The organism is Corallococcus sp. bb12-1 (assembly GCF_026626765.1).
GTDB classification, from domain to species: domain Bacteria; phylum Myxococcota; class Myxococcia; order Myxococcales; family Myxococcaceae; genus Corallococcus; species Corallococcus terminator.
This window is the reverse complement of record NZ_JAPNJZ010000016.1, coordinates 265,387-286,672: the sequence shown is the minus strand read 5'-3', so window position 1 is coordinate 286,672 and position 21,286 is coordinate 265,387. Positions and strand designations below refer to the sequence as shown.

Genomic DNA, 21,286 nt, shown 5'->3' with positions numbered 1-21,286 from the left:
ACCTGCTCGCGGCTACATGCCGGGACAGTGGCCCTTCTCAAGTTGATGGGCCGTCGAGTTGACCTGGTCGATGAGCTCACGCTTCTGCATCTTGTCGTCGGCGGAGTAGGTGACGGTGAGGCCGTTCGCGGTGTCCTGCACCATCGCGCGCGACGGCACCGTGGGCGCTCCGGCCGAGCCCTTGGAGCCGCCACCGCCGGTGCCAGTGTCATCCATGCCGTCCTGCTCCTCCGTCGCGCTGACGCCCAGGTCTTCCGCCTGCGCCAGGTCCATGGGCGTCTGCGAGCGCGCGTACTGGGCCTGCGTGGCCATCATCTTCCGGCCGCGCATCTGGAGGTCCGTGACCTGTGAGGGATCCGACGTGGTGAAGATGAGCGCCACGCCGTCCGACGTCTCCTGCGAGCGGACCTGGGCGCCCGGCACCGCCATGGGGCAGCTTGAGTCCTTGGACGCGGATTGGGCGGACGCGGAAGTCGCCTTCGTCGATTCGGACTTGTGCATCCCCTGCTTGGAACAACCTGCCGTGAAGCACAGCGCCGCGGATGCGGCGAGGGCCAGCGAAAGTCTGGACATGGGCACGGTGAGCCTCCTCTGTCGTGAGTTATTCGTGCGCAAGGTGGGGATGGGGCTTCCGGCTTCGCAAGCAGGGAACTTCAGGGCCACGCCTGAAGGCCCCACCCCATGGGGTGCTGCCTTCATCCGGCGGCGGACATGCGTGAGCGGCGCGGCTCACCACACGGCTTCGAGTTGGAGCAGCACGCCGTGCTTCTCGTAGTTGCCATTCGTGTAGTCATACACGTGGCACAGGTGCTCCGCGCCCTCGCACGCGGCGGTGTCTTCGTCCGTCAGCCGCATGTCGATGTTGGAGCGGTTCACCAGCAGGTCGTAGCGCGCGGAGAGCCGGAAGTGGTCCGACAGCCGCGCGCTCACGGCGGGGCCCAGCGCGAAGCGCACATCCTGGCGGCGGCGTTCGTTCCACGTCTCCGTGGCTCCGTCGGTCGTCACGACGCGCAGGGAGCTGTCTTCAAGGTAGCGGCGCCACTCCACCTCCGCGTCCAGGCTGGCGGTGAGCCAGGGCAGGGGCCGCCACCGTCCGGAGGCGCCAACAGCGTGGCTCGCGAAGGCGAAGGGAATGACATACGCCTGCGATGCGATGGCGGTGTCCTCGCTCGCGATGGCCTGCTCCAGCGTGCCGATGCGGTCCTGCCGGTAGCGGTACCACGCCGTGAGGCTGGAGGCGTGCAGGCGCCACTCCTCGGACAGCGTCGCATCCAGACGCGGTCCGGTGAGGTAGGCGAACTCCTCTCCCAGGCCGTCCTTGCCGGCGACGCCCAGGTCCAGTCGGGTGCTGGTGTGCTCGGTCGCATCCCACGCGAGCCACGCGTTCGCGCTCACCGACGCCTGCAGCCCGCGGAAGTCCGCGAGGCCGGTGAAGAACAGGTCTCCGCCCGCGAGCAGGCCCACGCGCACGCGGCGCGCGGCCTCCCACTCCACCGCCACCGTCGCCCGGTGGAGCTGGAGCGAGTAGTCCCGGACCGCGCTCTGGGCGTAGGCCCGCTGGCTGCCGCTGTAGGTGAAGGCCGCGAAGAGCCGGTCCGACAGACGCATGCGCGCGGTGATGCCCACGCTCGCTTCCGCGAAGGTGCTCGCGGTCTCCTGATCCGCGCTCGCGCCGGACACGTCGCGGGCGGCGATGCCTACCTGGAGCACGTTGCTGTCGAAGCCCGGCCCCACACTGGCGGAAGCCCAGACGCCGGGCCCGCTCACGCGCAGGCCGGGGGCCAGCAGGTCCAGGTATTGGTGCGCGGTCCTCCGGTCCAGCGGCCCCAGGGGAAGCTTGAGCGCGGACGTGAGGTCCTCGCGGGCCTCGGTGCGTGCGCCCAGGCGATAGGCCGAAGCGCCCGCCATGAGCCGGGCCCTTCCGGAGTCGGGCTGCTGCGTCGCGGCCCTCAGGAAATGGGCGCGGGCTTCCTCGAAGTGGCCGGTGTCGAAGGACGCGAGTCCCTGTTGGTAGGCTTCGTCTGCCTCGTTCGCGGGAGGGGCTGGTGTGAGGAGCGCGCGCAGCTCCTCGACCTGAAGGGCTTCGTCGGTGGAGGCACCGGGCGCGGCGCGCTCCGCCCACATCCTGGCGCGCTCGGGGGCGCCCGCGTCGAGGGCGGCGAAGCCCGCGTTGATCCACGCAAGGCGGGCGAGCGGGGCGTCGGCGCGGACGTTGGCGAAGGCGCGCTCGGCCTCCTCGAAGCGGCCCAGGGCGTAGAGACAGGCACCCCGGTTGAAGTTCCACGCATCGGGTTCCGGGGCATCCGGCGCGCGGCCCGCGGCGTCGAGCGCTTCCAGGGCCTCGGCGGGGCGGCCGGTGCGAAAGCGCGCCAGGCCCACGAGGTAGAGCGCGGCACCCGACGGTGAGGTCGCGGCGGCCTGGAGGGCCTGCTGTTCCGCCTCCGCGTACCGGCCTTCGGCGAAGGACTGGCGCGCATCCTCCAGCGGCTCACCGGCCGCGAGCGCCACCATGAGCAGGAGACCCGTCCACACATTTCCGGACGTACCTCATTCCGTGAATGGGAGCGAGGGCGGGGCTTCCTGCACCACGCTCATCGCCGTGGCTGCTGGTTGGGTGGCTGTGACGGTGGCGGTTGTTGATGGGGCGGCGGTGGCGCGCCGTCGGTCCTCGGTGACGGCGAGCGCATCTGCCCCTGATCCCCTGGGGGACGCGGCGCATTGGGCCGACCCGGAGGACCCCGACCGTCCCCGGGGCCTCGCGTCTCCTGGCCTGGAGGCGGGCGGACCGCCTCACCCCGAGGGGGCGGCGCGGGGCGGTCCACCTTCATGCGTCCCAGGATGGTGTCTACCTTCTCTCCCGGGGCGATGACGTCCACCGTGTGCGAGCTGCGCACGTGCGCCGGTTGCGCACTGGAAGGCGGGGGCGGCACGGGCGCGTCGGGAGGACGCGCGGCCTGCGTTGGCGCGGGCGCCGGGGGCTGCTGCGCGCTCGCGGTGCCCGTCCCCACGCACAGGAGGACGAGGAGCGCCGGTGTCAGGCGTGAGCTACAGGTGTTCATCCGCCCGTGACCTCCAGCACCACATCGTGCTCGATGCGTTGGTCTCCCGCGCGGGCCAGGGCCGTCACCAGATAGCGCCCCGGCCGTTGTCCGCGCACCGCGATGGGTATCACGTTGCTGCCCGCGCTCAGCGCCTGCGTCCACTGGAACGAGCGCAGCGGCAACTCCTCACCGTCCGCCCAGAACGACAGCCCCTCCGGCAGGCTCACCTGGAAGTCCGCCTGCTCCACGGCCACGTCCGCGGTGAAGTCCAACTTGATGACCGCGACCTTGCTCACCGGCACCTGCGTGCCCGGCCTTTCGAGCGCGCTCGCCGCCACCGTCTCCGGAACCGTGGCGCCGGGCATTCCGCGCACCGCGCCCAGCACCCAGAAGGTGGCCACTCCCGCCGCGACGCCCACCACCGGCCAGAGCACCGGCGCGCGCCGTCGCCAGAAGGAACGCACCGCATCCCACCCCGGTGCCGGTGTCGGCGGACCGGCCTCCACCAGCCGCCGGTGGAGCGTGGCCTGGAAGTCGGGCCCGGGCGCGTCGTCTCGCAGCGCCGCCAGACGCTCGCGCAGCGCACGGTCCTCGCTCTCCTCGGGCTCACTCATTTCCCACTCCTTGCAGCATGCGACGAAATGTCCCGACTGGATGTTCCCGCCGGATGTTCATCGGCCGGGGCTCCGGGCCCCTGTCCCCCCGCCAGCAGGACCTTCAGCTGGGCCCGACCGCGCGACAGGCGCGACTTCACCGTGCCCACCGGCACGCCTTCGATGGCCGCCACCTCTTCATAGGTGTGCCCTTCCACATCGAAGAGCACCACCGCCGTGCGGAACTCCTCCGGCAGCGCTCGCAGGGCCCGCCACAGCCGGTCCCGCTCCTGGGCGCGCATCAGCCCTTCGTCCGCGGATTCGGCGTTGGAAGGAGCGCGGATGTGGTCCTGCTCCAGCGGTTCCTCGCGGGAGCGCTCGCGGCCGGCGCGGCTGCGGGTGGCGTCGTAGAACGCGTTGCGCACCACCGTATAGAGCCAGGTCTCGAACGCGGACTGGAAGCGGAACGAGCGCAGGCTCCGGTACACCTTCACCAGCGCTTCCTGCGCCAGGTCGTCCACGTCCGCGTCCGACGCGGCGAAGGCCCGAGCGAAGCGGCGCACGCGGGGCAGGTGCGAGGCGATGAGCAATTCAAAGGCGCGCACGCTGCCGTCCTGGGCTTCGAGGATGAGGGCGCGCAGCGCGTCGGTCACGGTGGAGGGCACTGTAGCCGGCTCCCCGTCGCGCTCAAAAAGCAGCGGGAAAATCCCCGCCGGGAACACGGCGGAATTTCATTTCGTCTCACGGAGGCAACGGGAAGCGGCCGGGCACCGGATGGCAAGGGAGCACGCACACATGAGGCACTGGAGCTGGGGCAGTCAGTGGCTTGGGGCAGTCGCGTTGGTGGTGGGCACCATGACGGTGGGCTGCGGTTCCGAGACCGCCAGCACCGACACCACGTCGGATGTCTCCCAGGCGGTGGAAGCCACCTCGGATTCGAGCGACGCGGTGGAGGTGTCCAGCCTGCTGCACGGCCTGGACAAGCTGCGGCCCCAGGCCGTGGAGGGCTTCCACTGTGACGCGAGCCCCGACATCACCACCGTGGAGGTGTGCGGGAAGAGCCTGCCCGCCACCGTGCACCTGGAATGGACGGACTGCGCGGCCCCCGCACGTCCCGAAGGCCCGGGTGGCGGTGGCGGCGGCGGTGGCGGCGGTGGTGGAGGCGGCCGGCCTCCTCCGGACGGCGATGGTGCGCCGCCCCAGGACGGTGCACCTCCTCGGGTGGGTGGCCAGTCGTTGGATGGCGGTGGAGACGCGGGCAGGCCCGGCGGTCGCGGCCCCAAGGGGCCGTCCAGCGGCACCGTGGACATCGTGAATGCCTATGAGGCGGCGGAGGACTGCACCGGCGCGGTGACGCAAAGCCAGACGGTCACCTTCGAGGTCTCCAGCACGAACTCCGACGGCGAAATCTCCACCGTGAAGGGCCTCACGATGTCCACCGCGGAACTGGTGGACGGCGCGCCGCCCCGGCGCAAGAGCACCACCGCGGACGTGACGCGCACGCGCACGGATGCGTCCGGCGCGGTGGTGAAGTCGGTGCACCTGGCGGGCGAGCTGTCCGTCGCGTTCTCCAGTGACACGCCTCCGGTGCGCACCATCGACGGCGCGTACACGGAGACGCAGCTCGACGGTTCGGAGGGCACCGTGACGTTGGCGGCCATCGTCCGGCCTTCGCGCGACGTATGCCCCTGGCCCACCGGCGGCACGCTCACGCGCACCACCGCGGACGGGGAGAGCCACGTGCTCACCTTCGGACCGGAGTGCGGCGACGGCACGTTGGATGGTGCCGAGGTGAGCCTGCCCGACCGCTGCGAGCGCGGCGGCGGTCGCCACTAGCTTCACGAGGCGTCGCGGTCCGGGGGAACCACCCCTCCCCCGAACCTCCCCCGGGCCGCGAGCCTCAACTCCGCTTCGTCATGTCGAACAGCGCGCGGGCCTGCGGGCCCAGGAAGCCGTCGAAGCCTCCCGTGCGCTGGGCGATTTCGAAGTACGCATAGGGCCACGTGCGCGTGCTCCCGTCCCGAAGTCGCAGGGGCAGGGGGGATGCGTGCGTGGCCGTCTGGCGCAGCGATGTGCCGGGTGCGCCCTCGATGTCTGTCTTCATGGGCACCCCCGCCTCGCGCATGCGCCGCTGCCATGCCTCCACGTCGTCCACCGCGCCGGTGAAGTGGTTCACCTTGCGGCCGAACGCGAGCAGCCACGCGCCGTACTGTGTCTCCTTCTCCAACTCCAGCAGCGCGGCCTCGTCCGGCGGCGACGGAGGTGAGAACCAGGCCGCGAGCGCCTCCATGTCCTCCGGAGGCGGTGGATCCACCGGGAGCGCGGCGAGCAGCTCGCGGGCCCTCGGTGACAGTTCCTCCGACTTCAGCTCGGAGAGGAAGACGCGCGGCAGTCCGTCCGGATGGGCCAGGTAGATGGCGGACAGGTGCGCATCCGGGAAGGTGTACGTCCCCGCCGGACGCCAGCCGAACCGCTCGAACACCCGTGAGAACAGCGCGATGCCGCCCTCGGGCCGCGCGAGCGTGCGGAACGCGACGTGGTCATTGCGGAAGTGTCCCCCCGACAGCGCCACGAAGGTGCGGGCGAAGGGGACTTCGGAGGCGTAGCGCTCCCACAGCAGGTCCAGCAGCCGCGAGGCGTCGGAGGCGGAGGTCGTCATTCGCGCCAGTGTAGTCCGCGCGGTGCCTGGGATTGGAGTGGCATCCGCATGGAGTCCAGGCGTGCTTCAGCGCAGCTCCACGGTGAGCCCCCCGAAGGTCATGGCCGCCGTGTTCCCGCCGTCCCCCGAGTGCGTCATCGGCGCCTCCGCGAGGCCCACGGCCACCAGTGAGTCCCCGTCCGTGTCCACGCCCAGCAGGTGGAAGTGACGGTCCTGACCCTCGGGGCCCGCGTGCTGCGTGCGCACCGTCTGTCCATCGGAGGAGGCCAGCGCGAGGAGCGCGCCCGCGCCGCGTGAGATGCTCATGCCGCCGTACCACCGGTCCCAGCCGGAGCCTCCCACCGCGAGCAGCCCCGCGTCCGTCCAGCGCAGCGCGGAGAAGTGATCCGCGCGGCCCGTGTCCACCCGGTGCTCGAAGCGCAGGGCCCCCGTGTCGAGCGACAGCACGCCCAGATAGCCGTCATACGGTGTCATCAGGGCCGCCTCCCCCGGCGCGGCCGGGTAGTACCCCACCGTGCCGTCCGCTCCTTCCGTCACCACGGTGCCGGCGAGCGCCAGCTCTCCCTCGCGCACCGCCATGTCGAAGACGACGAACTCCGCGGCGCTCGCGGGAACGAAGACGTGCGTTCCCGTGCGTGCACCCGCCGGGGTGAAGGTCGTCACGGCGAAGGGCTGGCGTTCGGTGTCCGCGGTGGAGGTGACGTCGTCGCCCGTCCTGCAGTGCAGGCTGGTGAACTCGTTGAACGTGCGGCTCGCGGCCAGACAGCGGGACGTGTTCCACGTGCGGCCCACCACCAGCCGCCCATCGCCGTCCACCGCGAGCAGCGGTCGCAGCGGGGCCTCGCGCCAGCGGAACTCGTCGTAGGCCCAGGCCGCTGGCTGCGTGGAATGGCCTCCGTCGACGACGCGCGTCCATTGCTCGTGGTAGCGACCGTCCATCCACTGGAGCGTCATGAGTCCCGACGCCAGTTGCGGTGTGTCGGGGGCGCCTTGCTCGGTGGCGACCCGCGACAGGAAGGCCACGGCCACGTCCTCACCACGCGCCTCCGTGCGAAGCCAGCCGTCGGTGAGTGCGTCCACCCATGACGACTTCATGCGGAAGGGGGAGGGGAGCAGCGTGCCCCCCAGGTCGGAGGGCGGCACCGTCGCGGGGCCAGGCAGCGGCTGTCGTGACAGGACCTGCCCTTCGGCCGACAGTCGCACCAGGTCGAACGCGCCGGTCGCAGCGTCGGTGCGTTCGACGCCCAACGTCGTCTCCCCGGACGGATGCACGGTGAAGTCGCTGAAGTGTTCCCCGGCCGCTTCTTCGATGCGCCAGAGGACCGCGCCCTCCGGGGTCCGCAGCGTGAGCCGGCGGCTTGCGCGCCCGTCCGCGTCCCGCGCCGTCTCCAGCACGAGGGGGCGTCCGGCGATCCTCCGGACCTTGAGCCCTCCGAAGTCCGTGCGCGGCTCCACGCGCGATGACAGCGCACAGCGCTCGAACGCCTGCGTGAGTCGCTGCCCGGCAGCCCCGCGGTCCACGCCGTCGCACGGTGTCGGGACGACATCGGTTCCATGGCAGGCGGAGGCTCCCAGCCACCCCAGGGTGCCCAACAGGAAACGGGTCCGACGGAGGCTCATGGCTCGCATGTTCCTCATACGGACGCATGCCTCGAACCGGGTCGTCGCTGGGTGCGGTCGTTCCTACGGCTCCGGACATTCTCCTCTCTTGGGCGGCGGTGGTGTTTCGTGGCCGGCCGCGTACAGTGAGACACCCCCTGTCGTTCGAAGTGAGCTGACCCGAGTGCCCCCCACTCCTCTACGTCCGAGTCCCTCCGTGACCTCCCTGGCCTGGCCGGAGGTGGACGCGGTCGCGCGCACCCTCGCCGAGAGCACTGAACTCGCGCTGTTCATGACGGATGCCCGGCTGCGGTGCACCTACATGAACGCGGCGGCGGAAGCCCTGACGGGTCGCACGCTCGCGGAGGTCGTCGCGCGCGGACCGTCGCTGCTCGACCTGGTGCACCGTCCGTCTCCGGAAGGGCAGCCCACCCCGAGCGTGGACAGCCCCCTTGCCCAGGCGTTGGCGAAGCAGGGGCGCGAGCGGGGCGAGGATGTCTTCGTCCACAAGGACGGCCACGCCCATCCCGTCGGCTTCACTGTCCACCCGCTGCATGACGCGGATGCCGTGGTGGGCGCCATCATCGAGGTCCGCGACCTGACGGCGGAGCGGCAGGCGGTGGCGGCCCTGCGCGTCAGCGAGGCGCGCTACCGCTTCCTGGCGGAGACCATCCCGGTGCAGGTGTGGACCGCGAAGCCGGACGGCCTGCTGGACTACGTGAGCTCCCGCGCGGTCATCGAGTTCGGCGTGCCGCTGGACACCCTCCTCTCCGAGGGCTGGCTCAACGTCCTGCACCCGGAGGACCGGCAGCTGGCCATCGAGCGTTGGACGACCGCGCTGCGCACGGGCGAAGGCTACGAGGTCGAGTTCCGGCTCAAGCTCGCCAATGGTCAGTACGCCTGGTACCTGGCGCGGGCGGTGCCTGAGCGGGACGCGAACGGCCACGTCCTCCAGTGGTTGGGCACCAACACGAACATCCACGAACAGCGCGAAGCGCGTGAGCGCACCGAAGCGCTGCTCCTGGAGGTGGGCAAGCAGGCGCGGGAAACCGAAGCCACGCTGGTGCGCCTGCGCGCGGAGAAGCTCGCCGCCGAACAGCGGACCGCGGAGCTCGAAGCGAAGCCCTCCTCGCGATGAACACCCAGCCCAGAGACTGGCACGGCGTCGCGGTCGCGAAGCTGAGCTCCGTGCTGGGGCCTGCCCGGGGCCCTGTCGTCCTCGAGGAGGCCTTGCGCGCCACGGGCCTCGTCCACATCAACAGCGCGGATGAACTCCATCGCTTCGCGCAGGTCCTCATCACCACCGGAGGCTTCGCGGGCGCCGTGGGAGGCCTGCTCAGCGTGCACGCCGTGATGCACGGGGCGAGCGGAGACGCCTCCGCCCGGCCCGGTTCCCGCTGACGCAGGCGAAGGCGTCGCCCCCCTCCTCGCCAGCGTGACGGGGCCGTGTCACGTGACACGGCCCCACCGCACGCTTGCCGCTACGGCGCCGACACCGCCTGAAGCGCGGCGCGGCTCCGGGCCTCATCGCCCGTGACGCTCACCACGAGGCGCTGGAGGCAGCCGTCGAACTCCTGCTTCAGCTGATCCGTCGTCACCGCCTGGAGGTGCGCGGGACGCTGGGCCACCGCTTCCACCGGGAAGCCCTTCACGCGCGCGGCGAGCAGCGCGTCCACCCACTCGTTCGTGGTGATGAACGACACCGCCTGCTGCGCGAGCAGTCGCGACCGGGCCTGCTCCAGGTCCGCGGTCGAAACGTTCTTCACGAACCCCGCCAGCGTCGAGCGCAGGGCACTGATGCCCTCCTCCAGGCGCTGCGCGTCCAGCATGCCCCGCACAATCAGGTGCGCCGCGCCGCCCCGGGCGATGAACGGCGAGGCCCCGAAGCCGTAGGACGCTCCCGTCCCAGCGCGCGTCTCCTGATACGCCTTCACCTCCAGCAGCTCCGCCATCAGTGCGTACCGCGCCTCCAGCTCCGGCGTCGCCGTGGGCAGACGGCAGGCCAGCTGCACCTGTCCCTGCGTCGCCCCGGGGCGCGGGGTGAAGAGCGTGCTGACGCGCGGGGACGCGGCGGGCAGCGCCGGCGCCGGCGGCACCCCCACGGGCTGGGGCTTGCCCCGGCTCCAGCCGCCCAGGTACTTGCGCACCAGGGGTTCGACCTCCTTCACGTCGAACTCACCCGCCACCACCACCACCGTGTTGCCGGGGCGGTAGACATCCTCCAGCCAGGACTGCGCCTCGGACCAGGACACCTGTCCCCTCTGGGCCCCGGTCGCCTCGCTGGCGTAGGGGTGGACGCCGTAGAGCGCGCGCATCAGCTCCCGGTTCGCCACCACCTCCGGGCGCGTGTCCACCGCTTCGCGCCACGGCAGCACCTGCTCGCGCAGGAAGCGCACGGCGTCCTCCGACGTGCGGGTGGTGGAGAGCTGCTCGGCGAGCATCGCCAGCATGTTGCCCACGTTGCCCGCCGTGCCGGCCAGGTCCACGCGCACGTGGTCCAACCGGCTTCGGGCGCCGCCATGCAGGCCCCAGTCACTCAGGTGGCCCTCGAAGTAGGATTCGCGGAAGGAGCCCCAGTTGGCCAGGTCCGCTACGCCCGGCTTCGCCCCATACGTCAGGCCGCCGCCCATCGCGGCGCCTACCCGCACCACGGGCAGGCCCGGCCGGGGCGCGAGCAGCACCTCCATGCCGTTGTCCAGCTTCAGCACCTGCACCGGGGTGGTGGTGGCCGTGAGCATGGACGGGGTGATGCGCTGGCCCGGCTCCAGGCCGGACTCCTCCCCGGAGACCTTCGCCAGCGGGGCCACCAGCGTGGGGATGCCGCTCTCCCCCGGCTTCACGAAGACAGCGTGCGCCCGGCTGCGCTGGAGCCATTCATAGGCGAAGTCCGTCACCTTGCCGCCGCCCAGCCCCATCAGCGCCTGCTGCCTGCGCGTGTAGGAGCGCACGTCGAGCGTGAAGTGGGTGAGCAGCGCACGCTGCTTCGTGCGCGCCAGCAGACGCTCCGACTCCAGCGCCATGCCTGTCACCACCTGGCGGCGCAGGGACTGGAAGCTGAACTCCTGTCCCAGCACGCCCCCGGCGTTGATCTCCTGGCTCCAGGCCTTGTGCACCTGGTCCAACACCTTCTCCGCCGTGCGCTCCGGGTGGTCGCCATGGGACAGCTGCACGCTCACGATGAGCATGGAGGACCGGGTGCCCGGCACGAGTTCGGTCCGGATGCCCGCGATGTCGCCGTCATTGCGCATCGACTCCCACAGGTTGCTGTCCAGGCCTTCGCCCACGAAGTCGTGCACGGCGCTGGACTCATCGAAGCCGCGCGGCAGCACCCAGGACAGGTACAGCTCCGGCGTCGGCACGGCGGCCGCGTACACCGGCATCGTCTTCGGGACGGGCGCGACGGCGGGCGCCGCGGGATTCGCGGGCAGGCGCGTGTCCGGTGCCAGGGGCAGGCCGGTGCCCACCCACGCGGGCGGCAGGTTCTGCGTGAGGATGGCCTCCACCGCCGCCAGGTCCACGTCGCCGGCGATGACCAGGGTGACGTTCTCCGGACGGTAGTGCGTGCGCGCGAAGCGCTGCGCGTCCGCGAGCGTGAGGGCACTCAGCGAATCATGCGAGCCCACCACCGGCCGCGAGTACGGGTCCCCCTTGGGGTAGGACGCCGCGCTGATCCAACTGAACACCTGCCCCACGTAGCCCGTCTCGTTGCGCTGGCGCAGTTCGTTGCGCACCACCTCGCGCTCCACCGCGAACACCTCCGGGCTGATGCCGGCGATGGGCGCGGACAGCCGCTGCCCTTCCATCTTCACCAGCGTGGCCAGCGCCTCCTTGGGGGCCAGCGTTTCGTAGGCGGTGTAGTCCAGGCTGGTGGAGGCATTGGAGTGGCCCGCGCCCGCGGCCTCCAGTCGCGCCGTCGCGGACGGGGCTCCGGCCGGGTGCGAGCGGAAGGCCAGGTGCTCCACCAGGTGCGCCAGGCCCTCCCGGCCGCCTGGATCGCTGGAGCCGCCCGCGCCCACCACCGCGACCACCGCCACCACGGGCGAGCGCGCGTCGTGCTCCACCACCACGCGCAACCCCGACGCCATGCGGAAATCCCGCAGGGGGAAGGACACGTCGCGCATGACGACCTGCCCTCGCGGCGGAAGCGTGGCGCACCCCCCCAACGTCAGGGAGAGGGAGGTCAGGGCACCCACGGCCAGACGCGGCCAGCGGACGGAACGAAACGGGGACATACGGCTCCAGGCGGCATGCCGGAAGGAGCCCACGAAGGGCACGATGGCCCCACGCCTCCCCCAGGCGGATTGAAAGGTGATGTCGGGACGGCCGGGGAGACACAACGCCTGACGGGACAGACAGGCAGGCCGGTAACGGCAGACAACGCCGGGACTCATAGCACCCTGGCTTGCCTTTCGTCACCTCTCTCCCCGTATCAGGGCGGGTGCCAGCAATTGCGTGGAGCCCCCAGCTCCGGGCGCCCTGGCAGAAGACCGGAAATCGAGGACGGGACGCCGAGCACGTTGATTGACCTGGCCTACACGCCGGACGGCGTCGAGGGCCTCCAGGAGTTCGGGGGGACATCCAACTGGTGCGCGGCGCCTCGGTGGAGGAGGACGCGGCGAAGACCGTGAAGCTGCTGTCCAGGGAGGGCGGACTGCACCCCGAGGAGACGTCGCTGGTGTCCCGGAGCTGGTGCTGGCAGGTGGGGGTGAAGGCGATGGGGACTGGGACGACGACGACTGAAACAAGGGGGAGGGGACTGCTAGCATCCGGGCATGGGCGTTCATGACTACCGGTGCAGTGTCTGCGGTCCTCCCACGTCGTACGCGTGCGGTGAGAAGACGGGCGAGGAGTGCGAGGAGGAGGGGATGGGCGACGACCAAGCCATCCTGGACCTGTTCTTCTTCGCCGAAGGGGAGGCCCCCGAGGACACGGCGTCCTTCGAGCAGAACCGGGGCCGCGCCCGGCGCATGGAGACGCGGCCGTATGGCTATGACTGGGGAGACTGGGAGTTCGTCCCCAGCCTCAACTACCGGGAGATCCTCATGGGCTCCGATGACGAGACCGGCGTCTGGTGCATCGAGCCCCATGAAGAGGGCGTGAGCGACGGCAGCCCCGTCTCCCTGGAGATTCCCGAGGGCGAGCGCGTCTGGGTGGTCAACTACTGTCCCACCTGTCATCCGGTGTTCGTGGAAGGCAGACGCTCCGGCGATGAACCCTGTCTGGAATACCTGCGGGCCGTCGCGGAGAACCTGGGGATGGACTTCAAGGGCGTGCGCACGAGCGCGGACAAGCCGGCCTTCATCGAGGCCGTCCGCGCGAAGGTCGCGCTGCGGCGGCCCCTTCCCTAGTAGCTGACGGGGTGGGGTTCGCTTTCGGGGGCCGGGTCCGCGTACGCCCCGTTCGCGACCCAGAGGGTGACCTCCGCCAGGTGCCGGGACTCCACGTGCAGGACCTCGCGGAACGCCTGCTCCAGGTCGGGCGGGCCCAGCTCCGAGGCCAGGTCGACGAGCATCGCCCAGCCCGCGTTGTTGATGAGCTCCGAGACGAGCGTCACGCGCAGGGCGTCCATGAGCGTGGCGCCCGGCGCGTCGATGGCCTGGATGAGCCCCCGGCACTGCGAGTCCGCGATGTCGCCGGAGGGCGTCCGCACCGAGGGCGGGGCGCCGAGCCGCAGCAGGCCCTCGCGCACCTGGCCCAGATGCTCCAGCTCCTCGTTGTGGAGTTCGAGGAGTCGTTCAGGCGTGGGGCCCCCGTCGTAGGTGCCCAGCGCGTGGGTCTTGATGAGGAGTCCCGCGTAGAGCCGGGAGCTGGTCCGCTCGAAGGCGAGCCGCTCGCACAGCCTGTCGATGAAGAGCGCGGGCGAGCCCCCCTTCAGGACCTGGAGCGCGCTGCTCATCCGCTCCCGGAAGGCGGTGGTGGGCCGCACGTCCGAGGCCTCGGCGATCCGCGACAGGTGGATCCGCAGGGATTGCACGGCGCCTTCCGCGGGCGGCAGGACGGTGTTCCGCACGGGGCCGTGGGTCAGGTGCTCCAACTCCTGCGCGCTGAGCAACATGGCCGTGCGCTTCAGTCCCTGCTTCACGTCTTCATCCCACGACATGGCGGCCCTCCTACCGGGCACTCCCCCCTGTTCGACGGAGAGCATCCGGGGATGGGAGGAGGGCTCAAGCTGGGGACGGGAGGCCAGGGTGTCCATGGGACCTCGGGGCGGCTGGTCAGCCGGACGGGGCCATGACTGTCATTGCGAGGACGGACGGGCCATCCCCGGGGGCCGTGCGGCTTCGCTAGGCCGTGACGGCCAGCGACTCCCGGAGCCGCGCGATGTCGCGCGAAGGCGGCGCCCCGAACAGCCGGCTGTATTCGCGGCTGAACTGGGACGAGCTCTCGTAGCCCACGGAGTGTCCGGCCATCGCCGCGTCCATGGCCTGCGCGAGCATCAGGCGGCGGGCCTCCTGGAGCCGCAGTTGCTTCTGGTATTGCAGCGGGCTCATCGCCGTGACGGATTTGAAATGGTGGTGCAGCGCGGATGGGCTCATGTGGACGGTGCGCGCCAACCGTTCGATGCGCAGCGGCGCGGTGTAGTGCGCCTTGAGCCAGTGGATGGCGCGGGTGACGGACTCCAGGCGGCTGTCGGCCAGGGCGATCTGCCGCAGCCGCGCGGAGTTCTCACCCGACAGCAGGCGGTAGAGGATTTCGCGGATGACGAGCGGCGCCAGCACGGGGATGTCTCGCGGCGTGTCCAACAGCCGCACGAGCCGCGCCGTCGCATCCAGCAGCGGCGCGCCCACCGGGCCCAGCGCGAGTCCCCGGACCCTTCCCCGGGAGGCGGGGGCTTCCAGCCGTGCCTCCATCATCAGGGCGCCCAACTGGCCGGGCTCCAGGTCCAGCCGGAAGCAGAGGTAGGGCCTGGCGGAGGTGGCCTCGACCACCTGTCCCGTGACGGGCAGGTCCACCGACGCGACCAGGCACTGGTCCGGGCCATAGACATACGACTCGCCGGCCAGCAGCACCTGCTTGCGGCCCTGCGCCACGATGCACAGTGCCGGCGCATGCAGCGCGTGCAGCGGCAGGGTGGGCTCCGAGGCGCGGATGAGGACCAGCCGGGGAATGGCCGTGGCGTGCAGGCCGTCCGTGGGCGCGTGGCGCTTCACGAGCGTCGCGAGCTCGGACAGGTGCGGGTTCAGTGCGGGGTCGGGACGGGCGGTGGTCATGCGGCGTCTGTCTTAATCCCGAAGGGGGCTCCGGCGCCCGTGCAGGAATGGGCAAGAGTCCGGGAGCATCCGGATACCGCCTCCGGGGCCTGCCTTGAGAGGGTGTGCATGTTCCCGGCGCACTTCCCGCGCCGGTCAATCCCGAGGACAGGCACATGACGACGAACATCCAGGGCAAGGTGGTGGCCATCACCGGAGCGAGCAGCGGCATCGGAGAGGCGACGGCCCGCCTGCTCGCCCAGCAGGGCGCGAAGGTGGTGCTGGGGGCGCGGCGCGTGGACCGGCTGGAGGCGCTGGCCTCCGAGCTGAAGGCGAAGGAAGGCGAGGCGCGGGTGCGCGCGCTGGACGTGACGAAGCGCGAGGACGTGCAGGGCTTCGTGGACTTCACGCTGAAGGAGTTCGGTCGGCTGGACGTGCTCATCAACAACGCGGGCGTGATGCCGCTGTCGCTGCTGGAGATGCTGAAGGTGGACGAGTGGAACCGGATGGTCGACGTGAACATCCGGGGCGTGTTGCACGGCATCGCGGCGGCGCTTCCGGTGATGAAGCGGCAGAAGGCGGGCCAGTTCATCAACCTGTCGTCCATTGGCGGGCACACGGTGAGCCCGACGGCGGCCGTCTACTGCGCCACGAAGTTCGCGGTGCTGGCCCTCTCCGAAGGCCTGCGCCAGGAGGTGGGCGCGGACATCCGCGTGACGGTCATCTCCCCGGGCGTCACCACGTCGGAGCTGGCGGAGAGCATCTCCGACCCGAACGCCCGCGAGGTGATGCGCGAGTTCAGGAAGGGCGCGATTCCGGCGGAGGCCGTCGCCCGGTCCATCTCCTACGCCATCGCCCAGCCCGCGGACGTGGATGTGAGTGAAATCATCATCCGCCCCACGGCGAGCCCGTACTGAAAGTCAAACGGAGCGGGGGATGGGCAGACAGTCAGGCTTCAGATAGGGTGCGCGTCCGCCGAGGGGGAGGCCCTTTACATGCCTGTGACGAAGCACCCACTGTCTGTCTTCTTGCTCTGTGCCTGTCTGTTCGGCCTGGGCGCCTGTGATTCGACCTCCAACCCCACCCCTGACGCGGGGGCTGTCGTGGACGCGGGCCCTGACGCCGGGCCCGTCGTGGAGCCGGAGCCCACCTGTGATGGCTTCTCCTGTTCCGAGGGGACGTGCTCCATCCAGGACGGGCAGCCGGTGTGTCGGTGCGGGGACGGTAGCGCCCCACCGTGCCCGGCACCTGAAATCCCGGACGGCTACACGCTGGTGACGCCCTCGGAGACGGAGGTCCATTCCGTCCCCTGGGGGAACATGGAGGTTCCGCTCCGGTTCGCCTTCGTCGCCCAGGCCGGGCGGCACTACGACTTCATCGTGGAGGTCGAGACGGAGGGCTATGTCCTGAATCTGCGGGACGCGGCGGGTGTGTCGCTCGATTACGGTGTCATGGAGGACGGGGTGCCGAGCTGGATGCCCTACACCTGGCATTGGTCGGGCTTCGCGGCGAACGCCGTCTACACGCTGGAGATCTCCGCGTACTCTCACGACGGCCGCCGGCCCTTCGCCTTCCGCTTCGTGGACACGGGGCCGGACGACCAGGCGGACCTGTTCGCCTTCGCGGCCCCCTGGGTGCCCTCGGCGCAGCCCCTGACGGGCATCAGTGAGCACTACTATGAGCGGGACCTGCTCTCATTCCAGACCGTGGCAGCCCGGGTCTATGCCTTCACCTGTACCTTCCCGACGCCGTACTGGGAGATGGCCTTCGTCAACCGGAGGGACCAGGAGTATGCGATCGCCGCGTACGACATCTTCTTCGAGGAGATCCGGGAGGGCAGCATCGCCTTCAAGTCACCGGGCGGGATGTTCTATGCCTCCATCAAGGACTTTACGTACCCCACCACGCTGGCTCCCTACAGTTGTCTGCTGAATGACCTGGGGGCCGAGGACCACGGAGACACGATGGAGACCGCGACCGCGCTTCCGGCCGGCACGGCGTCCGTCCAGGGGAAGATGGAGACCTTCATGGACCGGGACGTCTTCTCCCTGCGCGTCGTGCCCCAGCACCACTACCGGGCGTCGTGCACCGAAGACGGCCTGATGTCCTGCGAGATCCTGGATGCCGTCCCGGGTGGAGCCTTCACCCGTTCGACCTCCGAGCGCACGACCACGACCTTCAAGGCCCTCCAGTCCACGCACTACGTGAGCATCAACCTCAACGCCTTCCTGGTGTCGCGGTGGGTGAGGCAGAACTACGCCCTCCAGTTCGAGGACCTGGGCGAGGACGACCACGGAGACACCCTGGCCACGGCGACGCCGCTCACGGGGCCGGTGCAGGCCATCACGGGCCGCATCCCCGACTCCTACGACCACGATTTCTTCTCCTTCCAGGCGATCGCGGGGCGGCGCTACCGGTTCGGCTGCGACTGGAAGGAGACGCCGGGGCAGGTGCAGCTCTACGCGGTCGTGCGTGACGCCCAGGACAACCGGGTGGAGGTGCCCCGCGAGCACGTGGATGCGCGGTGGACCCAGACCTACACGCAGCTCCAGACCGGAACCTACTCCGTCGACCTGATGGCGGAGTCCGAAGTGGCCCTGGGCGACTACGCCTGCCAGTTCGAGGACCTGGGCCCCTGAGGCCGTCCCATCGCGGTCCCGGGCACACGGCCGGGACCGCGACGGCGGCGCGCACTACATGTTGCGCCGGTACTGGCCGCCCACCTCGTACAGCGCGCGGGACAGCTGGCCCAGCGTGCACACCTTGCACGCGTCCATCAGTGCGCCGAACACGTTGCCGTTGTCCAGCGCCGCGCGGCGCACCGCCTCCAGCGCCTGCGCGGACGTCTTCTCATTGCGCTTCCAGAAGGCGTCGCGGGCGGTGATGGCGTAGTCCTTCTCCTCCTTCGTCGCGCGGATGACCTCCGGCGGCGTCACGGTGGGAGAGCCCTTCGGATCCAGGAAGGTGTTCACGCCGATGATGGGCAGCGTCCCGTCGTGCTTCTGCATCTCGTAGTAGAGCGACTCTTCTTGAATCTTGGAGCGCTGGTACATGCGCTCCATGGCGCCCAGCACGCCGCCGCGCTCGGAGATGGCGCGGAACTCCGCCAGCACCGCCGCCTCCACCATGTCCGTCAGCTCCTCGATGATGAACGAGCCCTGGTTGGGGTTTTCGTTCTTCGACAGGCCGAACTCCTTGTTGATGACCAACTGGATGGCCAGCGCCCGCCGCACGCTCTCTTCCGTGGGCGTGGTGATGGCCTCGTCATACGCGTTGGTATGCAAGGAGTTGCAGTTGTCGTTGAGCGCCAGCAGCGCCTGCAACGTGGTGCGGATGTCGTTGAAGGCAATCTCCTGCGCGTGCAGGGACCGGCCAGACGTCTGGATGTGATACTTCAGCTTCTGCGACCGGTCGTTGCCGCCGTACTTGTCCCGGATGGCCTTGGCCCAGATGCGGCGGGCCACGCGCCCCAGCACTGCGTATTCAGGGTCCATGCCGTTGGAGAAGAAGAACGACAGGTTGGGCGCGAAGTCGTCGATGTCCATCCCGCGCGACAGGTAGTACTCGACGAAGGTGAAGCCGTTCGCCAGCGTGAAGGCGAGCTGGGAGATGGGGTTCGCCCCCGCTTCCGCGATGTGGTAGCCGGAAATCGACACCGAGTAGAAGTTCCGCACCTTCTGGTCGATGAAGTACTGCTGGATGTCGCCCATCACCCGGAGCGCGAACTCCGTGGAGAAGATGCAGGTGTTCTGCGCCTGGTCCTCCTTGAGGATGTCCGCCTGCACGGTGCCACGCACCGCCTGGAGCGTCTGCGCGCGGATCTTCGCGTAGACGTCCGGAGGCAGCACTTCATCACCGGACACGCCCAGGAGCAGCAGCCCCAGCCCGTCGTTGCCCTGGGGCAATTCGCCCTGGTAGCGCGGACGCGGCACGCCGCGCGCCTGATAGAGCTCGTGGATGCGCTTCTCGACCTCCTCCACCTTGCCCTGGGCGCGGATCCACTTCTCGCACTGCTGATCCACGGCGGCGTTGAGGAAGAAGCCCAGCAGCATGGGCGCCGGGCCATTGATGGTCATCGACACGGAGGTGGACGGGTCCGCCAGGTCGAAGCCGGAGTAGAGCTTCTTCGCATCGTCCACGTTGGCGATGGAGACACCGGAGTTGCCCACCTTGCCGTAGATGTCCGGCCGGTGGTCCGGGTCCTCGCCGTACAGCGTCACCGAGTCGAACGCCGTGGACAGGCGCTTCGCCGGCAGGCCGCGCGACACGTAGTGGAAGCGCTTGTTGGTGCGCTCCGGGCCGCCTTCGCCCGCGAACATGCGAGCCGGGTCCTCGCCCTCGCGCTTGAGCGGGAAGACGCCCGCGGTGAATGGGAAGGCGCCCGGCGCGTTCTCCCGCAGCAGCCACGTGAGGATGTCGCCCCAGTCTTCATACCGGGGGAGGGAAATCTTCGGGATGCGCAGGTGGGAGAGGGACTCGGAGATGAGGTCCAGCTCGATGACCTTGTCGCGCACCTGGAACTGGTACTTGGACGCGGCGTAGCGCTTCTTCGTCGCTGGCCACTCCGCCAGCAGGCGCCGGCAGTCCGCGTGCAGGCGGCTCTCCAGGTCCTGGTACAGCGCGACCAGGTCGCCCAGGTACGCGGGTTCGCCCTCCACGCGCTCCGTCACCTGCACCACGTCGGAGGCGTCCTTGGGCTCGACAATCTCCAGGCGCTTCTTGCCCACGTTGGTGCGCAGGGCCTGGATGGTGCCGTGCAACTGGTACATGCGCCGGGCGATGGCCGCCTGGGCGCGCACGAAGCCGTCGTAGGACTCGCAGGCTTCGACGATCTCGGCGAGGTAGCGCGTGCGCTCCGGGGGGATGATCCACTTCTTCTCGCTCATGCCCGCCGTGAGCGCGAAGCCGGACGGCAGCGACGCGCCCGTCTTCTTCACCAGCGCGTCCATGATGGCCCGGTAGAGCGTGTTCATGCCCGGGTCGTTGAACTGCGAGGCGATGGTGCCGTGCACGGGCACCGCGTCCTCGGGGAGCGTGAAGGCGTTGTGGTTGCGCCGCCACTGCTTGCGCACGTCGCGCAGCGCGTCCAGCGAGCCGCGCTTGTCGAACTTGTTGATGGCGATGACGTCCGCGAAGTCGAGCATGTCGATCTTCTCGAGCTGCGTCGCCGCGCCGTACTCGGCCGTCATCACGTAGAGCGCCACGTCCGAGTGCTCGGTGATCTCCGTGTCCGACTGCCCGATGCCGGAGGTCTCCACCACGATGAGGTCGAAGCCCGCCGCCTTGCAGACCTCGATGGAGTGGGCCACGTGGCGGGACAGCGCCAGGTTGCTCTGCCGGGTCGCCATCGAGCGCATGTAGACGCGCGGGTTGTCGATGGCGTTCATCCGGATGCGGTCGCCCAGGAGCGCGCCGCCGGACTTGCGCTTGGAGGGGTCCACGGAGAGGACCGCGAGCGTCTTGTCCGGAAAGTCCGCGAGGAAGCGGCGCACCAGCTCATCCACGAGGCTGGACTTGCCGGCGCCGCCGGTGCCGGTGATGCCCAGCACGGGCACGCGCGGGTGCTCCACCCGGGCGTTCGCGAGCGCCGTGCGCAGCTCCTCGCCCGCTTCCGCGAAGTTCTCCGCGATGGTGATGAGCGACGCGATGCGCGCGGGCTCGCGGGGCAGCGGCTCCTTCAAGAGGGGCTTGAAGTCCGCGGGGCGCACCTCGAAGTCACACTGGGAGATGAGGTCGTCGATCATCCCCTGCAGGCCCATGGCCCGGCCGTCGTCCGGCGAGTAGATGCGCGTGACGCCGTACTTGTGCAGCTCCTCGATTTCGGTGGGGAGGATGGTGCCGCCGCCGCCGCCGAACACCTTGATGTTCGCGCCGCGCTCGCGCAGCAGGTCGATCATGTACTTGAGGTATTCGACGTGGCCGCCCTGGTAGGACGTGAGGGCGATGCCCTGGGCGTCCTCCTGGATGGCGCAGTCGACGATCTCCGCCACGGAGCGGTTGTGCCCCAGGTGGATGATCTCCGCGCCCGAGGACTGCATGAGGCGGCGCATCACGTTGATGGCCGCGTCGTGTCCGTCAAAGAGGCTGGCGGCCGTGACGATGCGGACGTGGTGGCGCGGCTTGTAGGGCTGGGGAGCGGTCGTCGGTTGGGGGTGTCGCACGGGCGTACACTAGGAGTGCGATGCGGGCCCGGCAAGCGATTGA

Annotated in this window: 16 protein-coding genes; 6 read left to right on the top strand and 10 right to left on the bottom strand. The window is 70.1% G+C overall.

The genetic code is table 11. The annotated features are described in order from the left end of the window. Window positions 1-12 precede the first annotated feature (12 nt). From OV208_RS20295 to OV208_RS20280, 4 genes are all read right to left on the bottom strand, one after another. Entirely contained in the window at window positions 13-573 is a 561-nt protein-coding gene (locus OV208_RS20295) for a hypothetical protein (RefSeq protein ID WP_267575496.1), read from the bottom strand. A gap of 156 nt (window positions 574-729) precedes the next feature. Continuing rightward, the gene (locus OV208_RS20290; protein ID WP_267575495.1) at window positions 730-2,532 is read right to left on the bottom strand and encodes a tetratricopeptide repeat protein; all 1,803 of its coding nucleotides are present in this window, start codon (window positions 2,530-2,532) and stop codon (window positions 730-732) included. A 523-nt stretch (window positions 2,533-3,055) separates the two neighbouring features. Beyond that, window positions 3,056-3,655 carry a hypothetical protein gene (locus tag OV208_RS20285; RefSeq protein WP_267575494.1) on the bottom strand — a complete coding sequence of 200 codons (600 nt, stop codon included), beginning with the start codon at window positions 3,653-3,655 and terminating at the stop codon, window positions 3,056-3,058. Continuing rightward, complete coding sequence (locus OV208_RS20280) at window positions 3,652-4,299, bottom strand: RNA polymerase sigma factor (protein ID WP_267575493.1); 648 nt, start codon at window positions 4,297-4,299, stop codon at window positions 3,652-3,654. The genes OV208_RS20285 and OV208_RS20280 overlap by 4 nt, the downstream gene beginning before the upstream one ends. 130 nt (window positions 4,300-4,429) lie before the next feature. Between OV208_RS20280 and OV208_RS20275 the strand changes: the two genes are divergently transcribed. Beyond that, on the top strand, window positions 4,430-5,470 hold the full coding sequence (locus OV208_RS20275) for a hypothetical protein (protein WP_267575492.1): 1,041 nt from the start codon (window positions 4,430-4,432) through the stop codon (window positions 5,468-5,470). Between the two features lie 64 nt (window positions 5,471-5,534). Here the strand turns inward: OV208_RS20275 and OV208_RS20270 are convergent, their stop codons facing one another. Both OV208_RS20270 and OV208_RS20265 read right to left on the bottom strand, forming a co-directional pair. Beyond that, window positions 5,535-6,293, bottom strand: a complete 759-nt coding sequence (locus OV208_RS20270; RefSeq protein ID WP_267575491.1) for a DUF1338 domain-containing protein — start codon at window positions 6,291-6,293, stop codon at window positions 5,535-5,537. A gap of 66 nt (window positions 6,294-6,359) precedes the next feature. Next, window positions 6,360-7,913: a hypothetical protein gene (locus OV208_RS20265; protein ID WP_267575490.1), complete on the bottom strand. Its 1,554-nt coding sequence runs from the start codon at window positions 7,911-7,913 to the stop codon at window positions 6,360-6,362. 196 nt (window positions 7,914-8,109) lie between these two features. On the opposite strand from OV208_RS20265, the gene OV208_RS20260 reads away from it, so the two are divergent. Together OV208_RS20260 and OV208_RS20255 are read left to right on the top strand one after the other, a co-directional pair. Next, on the top strand, window positions 8,110-9,030 hold the full coding sequence (locus OV208_RS20260) for a PAS domain-containing protein (RefSeq protein WP_267575489.1): 921 nt from the start codon (window positions 8,110-8,112) through the stop codon (window positions 9,028-9,030). Then, complete coding sequence (locus OV208_RS20255) at window positions 9,027-9,293, top strand: hypothetical protein (protein ID WP_267575488.1); 267 nt, start codon at window positions 9,027-9,029, stop codon at window positions 9,291-9,293. Before OV208_RS20260 ends, OV208_RS20255 begins: the two co-directional genes overlap by 4 nt. An 80-nt stretch (window positions 9,294-9,373) precedes the next feature. Here OV208_RS20255 and OV208_RS20250 read toward each other — a convergent pair whose 3' ends face one another. Beyond that, window positions 9,374-12,013, bottom strand: coding sequence for a M16 family metallopeptidase (locus tag OV208_RS20250; RefSeq protein WP_267575487.1), 2,640 nt, complete (start codon window positions 12,011-12,013; stop codon window positions 9,374-9,376). Window positions 12,014-12,664: 651 nt separating this feature from the next. On the opposite strand from OV208_RS20250, the gene OV208_RS20245 reads away from it, so the two are divergent. Then, window positions 12,665-13,240: a hypothetical protein gene (locus tag OV208_RS20245; RefSeq protein WP_267575486.1), complete on the top strand. Its 576-nt coding sequence runs from the start codon at window positions 12,665-12,667 to the stop codon at window positions 13,238-13,240. On the opposite strand, the gene OV208_RS20240 is transcribed toward OV208_RS20245, so the two are convergent. Beyond that, window positions 13,237-13,992 (bottom strand): ferritin-like domain-containing protein, encoded by a 756-nt coding sequence (locus OV208_RS20240; protein WP_267575485.1) that lies wholly within the window; start codon window positions 13,990-13,992, stop codon window positions 13,237-13,239. The genes OV208_RS20245 and OV208_RS20240 overlap by 4 nt on opposite strands. A gap of 184 nt (window positions 13,993-14,176) precedes the next feature. Next, window positions 14,177-15,103 (bottom strand): AraC family transcriptional regulator, encoded by a 927-nt coding sequence (locus OV208_RS20235; RefSeq protein ID WP_267575484.1) that lies wholly within the window; start codon window positions 15,101-15,103, stop codon window positions 14,177-14,179. A 155-nt stretch (window positions 15,104-15,258) separates the two neighbouring features. Between OV208_RS20235 and OV208_RS20230 the strand changes: the two genes are divergently transcribed. Beyond that, window positions 15,259-15,999, top strand: coding sequence for an SDR family oxidoreductase (locus OV208_RS20230; protein ID WP_267575483.1), 741 nt, complete (start codon window positions 15,259-15,261; stop codon window positions 15,997-15,999). Between the two features lie 78 nt (window positions 16,000-16,077). After that, window positions 16,078-17,721: a hypothetical protein gene (locus OV208_RS20225; RefSeq protein ID WP_267575482.1), complete on the top strand. Its 1,644-nt coding sequence runs from the start codon at window positions 16,078-16,080 to the stop codon at window positions 17,719-17,721. Window positions 17,722-17,775: 54 nt separating this feature from the next. Here the strand turns inward: OV208_RS20225 and OV208_RS20220 are convergent, their stop codons facing one another. Next, a complete protein-coding gene (locus OV208_RS20220; protein ID WP_267575481.1) occupies window positions 17,776-21,243 on the bottom strand; it encodes a methylmalonyl-CoA mutase family protein in 3,468 nt (1,155 codons plus the stop codon). Window positions 21,244-21,286: the final 43 nt, after the last annotated feature.

Excerpts from the sequence above, each read along its gene's own strand:
- OV208_RS20225 (WP_267575482.1), top strand. The coding sequence starts at position 16,078 with ATGCCTGTGACGAAGCACCCACTGTCTGTCTTCTTGCTCTGTGCCTGT.
- OV208_RS20265 (WP_267575490.1), bottom strand. The coding sequence starts at position 7,913 with ATGAGCCTCCGTCGGACCCGTTTCCTGTTGGGCACCCTGGGGTGGCTG.
- OV208_RS20275 (WP_267575492.1), top strand. The coding sequence starts at position 4,430 with ATGAGGCACTGGAGCTGGGGCAGTCAGTGGCTTGGGGCAGTCGCGTTG.
- OV208_RS20255 (WP_267575488.1), top strand. The coding sequence starts at position 9,027 with ATGAACACCCAGCCCAGAGACTGGCACGGCGTCGCGGTCGCGAAGCTG.
- OV208_RS20235 (WP_267575484.1), bottom strand. The coding sequence starts at position 15,103 with ATGACCACCGCCCGTCCCGACCCCGCACTGAACCCGCACCTGTCCGAG.
- OV208_RS20295 (WP_267575496.1), bottom strand. The coding sequence starts at position 573 with ATGTCCAGACTTTCGCTGGCCCTCGCCGCATCCGCGGCGCTGTGCTTC.
- OV208_RS20285 (WP_267575494.1), bottom strand. The coding sequence starts at position 3,655 with ATGAGTGAGCCCGAGGAGAGCGAGGACCGTGCGCTGCGCGAGCGTCTG.
- OV208_RS20240 (WP_267575485.1), bottom strand. The coding sequence starts at position 13,992 with ATGTCGTGGGATGAAGACGTGAAGCAGGGACTGAAGCGCACGGCCATG.
- OV208_RS20245 (WP_267575486.1), top strand. The coding sequence starts at position 12,665 with ATGGGCGTTCATGACTACCGGTGCAGTGTCTGCGGTCCTCCCACGTCG.
- OV208_RS20250 (WP_267575487.1), bottom strand. The coding sequence starts at position 12,013 with ATGCGCGACGTGTCCTTCCCCCTGCGGGATTTCCGCATGGCGTCGGGG.
- OV208_RS20270 (WP_267575491.1), bottom strand. The coding sequence starts at position 6,293 with ATGACGACCTCCGCCTCCGACGCCTCGCGGCTGCTGGACCTGCTGTGG.
- OV208_RS20230 (WP_267575483.1), top strand. The coding sequence starts at position 15,259 with ATGACGACGAACATCCAGGGCAAGGTGGTGGCCATCACCGGAGCGAGC.